Origin of the sequence: Nocardia amamiensis NBRC 102102 (assembly GCF_001612745.1) — a bacterium.
In the GTDB taxonomy this organism is placed as follows: domain Bacteria; phylum Actinomycetota; class Actinomycetes; order Mycobacteriales; family Mycobacteriaceae; genus Nocardia; species Nocardia amamiensis.
Window position 1 is genome coordinate 1 of record NZ_BDBA01000354.1, and the last position, 3855, is coordinate 3855.

The 3855-nt window shown below is 69.7% G+C and carries 2 protein-coding genes and 1 pseudogene; all 3 read left to right on the forward strand.

What is annotated here, in order from left to right:
- Positions 1-44 precede the first annotated feature (44 nt).
- On the forward strand, positions 45-581 hold the full coding sequence (locus NA4_RS37500) for an NUDIX hydrolase (RefSeq protein ID WP_040785115.1): 537 nt from the start codon (positions 45-47) through the stop codon (positions 579-581).
- Positions 578-3148, forward strand: coding sequence for a DUF6049 family protein (locus NA4_RS37505; protein ID WP_067480866.1), 2571 nt, complete (start codon positions 578-580; stop codon positions 3146-3148). The genes NA4_RS37500 and NA4_RS37505 overlap by 4 nt, the downstream gene beginning before the upstream one ends.
- 136 nt (positions 3149-3284) lie before the next feature.
- Positions 3285-3855, forward strand: a pseudogene (locus NA4_RS42310) (hypothetical protein); the annotation flags it as partial.

Below are 3855 nucleotides of genomic sequence, written 5' to 3' on the forward strand. Positions count from 1 at the left end.
GCAGCGCCGCAGGCGCTGCAAAACAAACACAGTAGGATTGCCAGGTGTCTCCGGCCGATCGTGCGAACAGTCGACGCCGCCAGTCTCGGCGCCGCGGTTCGGCCGCCAATGCCGCCAAGCCGCGGATGCGCACGGTACGGGAGACCTCGGCGGGCGGGCTCGTCGTCGACGGACTGGACGGCCCGCGGGAGAACCGCAGCGCGGCCCTCATCGGCCGCACCGACCGCCGCGGGCGGCTACTGTGGTCGCTGCCTAAAGGACATATCGAAGAAGGGGAGACCGCGGAGCAAACCGCGATCCGGGAAGTCGCCGAGGAGACCGGCATCAATGGTGTGGTGGTCGCCGAACTCGGCAGTATCGATTACTGGTTCGTGACCGACGGTCGGCGGGTACACAAAACAGTGCATCATTATCTGCTGCGTTCGGTCGGTGGTGAGCTGTCCGACGCCGACGTGGAAGTCACCCAGGTCGCGTGGGTTCCATTGACCGAACTGGATTCTCGGCTGGCCTACGCCGATGAACGGCGACTGGCCGAGATGGCGAACAAGCTGATCGACCGGATGGAGACCGGCAAGCGATGACGCGTGGACTGTTCCGGATCTTCGTGGCGGTCCTGACCATCCTCGGCCCCGTGACTGCACTGCCGCTGCTGGATGTGATGGCGGTGGCGCAGCCCACCGGATCCGGTACCTCGTCGAACCCGAAGTTCCTGAAGCTCTCGCTGGATTCGGTGTCGCCGACAACGGTGACCACGGCCAGCGACTCGGTGCTCACCGTCTCGGGCACGGTCACCAACATCGGCGACCGCTGGGTGGACGACGTCAGCATCCGCATCCAGCGAGCGGCGGCGATCACCGCGCCGAGCGGGTTGCGCACCACCTTGCGCCTCGACGAGGTCAGTTACGACGTGAACGGCGAGTTCGAGGACGTCGCGCTGCGGCTCGATCCGGGGCAACGCAAGCAGTTCACCTTGAGCATCCCGTTGCGCTCGGAGAGCGGCACGGCGTCGTCTTTACGCATCACCGAGCCGGGGGTGTATCCGCTCCTTCTCAACGTGAACGGCGAACCCGCTTACGGCACCCAGGCCAGGCTCGACGATGCCAGGTTCCTGCTACCGGTACTCGGAGTGCCGCCCGCTCCGAGCGAGAACGGCACCGGTACCGCGGCCCCGGCGATACCCTCGCCCACCGACGCGCCCGTGGCGACGACCTTGCTCTGGCCGCTGGCCGACCGGCCGCGGCAGGTCGCGGGCCATCCGGGCAGCGTCGACGGCCTTGTCCAACTCACCGACGATGAACTGGCCGCTTCGCTCGGGAAGGGTGGACGTCTCGACCAACTGCTGGCCGCGCTGGAGGGAGTGCTCGGCGGGGGCGCAGGCCGGGACAGCAACCTGGCCGCGGCGGTATGCGTCGCCGTCGATCCCGATCTGCTGCTCACGGTGCGGTCGATGACCAAGGGCTATCGCGTCCTGGCGAGCCCGTCCGACCCCGATGGCGCGACCAGGGCGGGCGCCGGCGCCGAGAACGCGCAGATCTGGCTGGACCGGTTGCGCGCGCTGGCCGGGTCGATGTGCACCGTGGCGCTGCCGTTCGCACAGGTCGATCTCGCCACACTGGCCGCGGTCAACGACCCGGCGCTGTCCGCGCGCGCGATCACCGAACCCGCCGACATCGTCGACTCGATCCTGTCCACCCGCTCGGTGCGTGGTGTCAGCCTGCCGGATTCCGGAAGCATCGATGCCGGTGCGGGACTCCTGTTGCGCAACCACGGTTTCGGGACCGCTGTGCTCGCCTCGACCGCCACCATCGCGCACGGCACCGCGGATTGGGCGCAGTCGACCAGCGAAAGCGGTAGGACAACGGCCGATGCGAACCCGGTTTCCTCGATCGCGGACTCGGCAAACCCGGAAGTGGTCCGGCTGCCCGCGATCACCGCGTTGCCACCGGCCGCCGCGCCGCCGGCGCCAACAGCCAACGGAACTCAATCGGCCGCGCCCGCTCCGGCCGTCGACCCAGCGCTGCACGCGGTGACGTTCGACATCTGGTCCGCGACCGCCCTGGCCGCGGTCGGCTCCAATCCACCCACGCCGCCGTTCACTCCGTCCCGGGTCCGCTACGACGTCACCAACGATTCGCGTGCGGCGCGATTGCAGGACGCGCTCGGCGCGATCTCCTGGACCGCGCTGCATCCGGAGGCGAACCGGCCACGCTCACTGCTGCTCGTGCCGCCGCAGCAGTGGGGCCCGAACCGGGACGAAGCGAGCGCGCTGTTGCGCCAAGTGGACACGCTGCTGCGTGGCAACCTCGCCACCGCGCGTCCGTTCCATGACCTGGTGGCGCTGCCGCCGGATCCACAGCCCTACGAGCTGGACTATCTGCCCCAAGCCGCGCAGGACGCGGTGCCGGACCGGTTCGTGCTGCCGGTGCGCGACCAGGGTCGCCGGATCAGCGAGATGATGCGCGCGTTGGTGGATGTGCCGGAGGCCGAGCCGACGCCGCACGCCTTCCTGACGCCGCTGCGCGACGACCTGATCCGCACACTGAGCCTGTCGGACCGGCGGGCGGGCGACGCCGCGCAACCAGACACCTTCGCCCAGCGCAGGCTGGACCAGACCATCCGGACGATGGACCGGCTCTACCGCTCGGTCACTGTGCTGCCGCCGGGCGGGGTCTACACACTGGCGTCCGAGCAGAGTCCGTTGCTGCTGGTCGCGCGCAACGATCTGCCCGTGGCCATCCGGGTCAGGTTCCGGATCGAGGCGCCGGCGGAGACAGAGATCACCGACCCCGGCGAGCAACAGCTTCCGGCGAACGGGTCCCGATCGTTCCAGATTCCCACCGAGGTCAGCGACAGCCGCAACCTGGTCATTCCCATCTCACTCACCACAGCGGAGGGGATCGCACTCGGCAATCCCACCCAAGTCTCGGTGCGTTCGAACGCTTACGGTCAGGCCTTGGCGATAATTACCGGATGCGCTGGACTCCTGCTGCTCTTGTTGGCCGGCCGCCGTTTGTGGCGCCGGTTCCGCGGGCAGCCCGATCCGGCGGACGAGGGCTTCGATCCCGGCACCAGGCGCCGGGTCAACCGGTACCGGCGCGCACGCAGCCGGATGCTGCGGGAGCAGGAGCAGCTCCAGGAGACCAGGTGAGGGACTCTGCCGCGACGGACCCTCACAAACCGCTTCTACCTGCACCAATGTGGTATCCCACGATGTCGTGTGGCACGGTGGGGGACAATCGGAGTGTTCCCGTGCCGGTCCCGGCCGGTGGGGCACGATGGGCAGCATGTTCACCGATCACGGTGAACCGGCGGCGCACCACACCAATGGGGGTGCGGATATCTCGGCGGGTACAGGAGGCATGATGAGCGACGATGACATATCGGCTCATCGCCCTGGACCAGGTGACCGGCACGACGGGCCACCCGCCCGCCGAGCGCCGGTCGCACCGTGGGAACGCCGTCCGCCGCATCCCGAGGCCGGTCCCGACATGAACGGCGGCCAGCCGGAGGTGCCGCAGATCAGTCATCCTTCGGCGGCGCCGCAACCCCAGCCGGGTCAGCGCATGCCACCGCCGCCCGCACCACCGCGACCGCAACGCCCGCCCGTTCCGCCGCCGCCGCGCTCCGACCCCGGGCCGCACCCGGGCCAACGGCAGTATCCCGCGCCGCCTCCGGGTCCCGGACAGCCGCCCGGTTCCGCACAAGTGTCCGGTTTCGCACAACGGCCCGGCCCCGGACAGTCGGCCGGTCCCGCCGAGCAACGGCGCCCGGTGCCGCCTGGTCCCGCACGTCCGGGACCTGGCCAGTCCGGTCCGCTCCCGACGGGTATGCCGAGGCCCGCGCCGCCTGCTCCGC

Excerpts from the sequence above, each read along its gene's own strand:
- NA4_RS37505 (WP_067480866.1), top strand. The coding sequence starts at position 578 with ATGACGCGTGGACTGTTCCGGATCTTCGTGGCGGTCCTGACCATCCTC.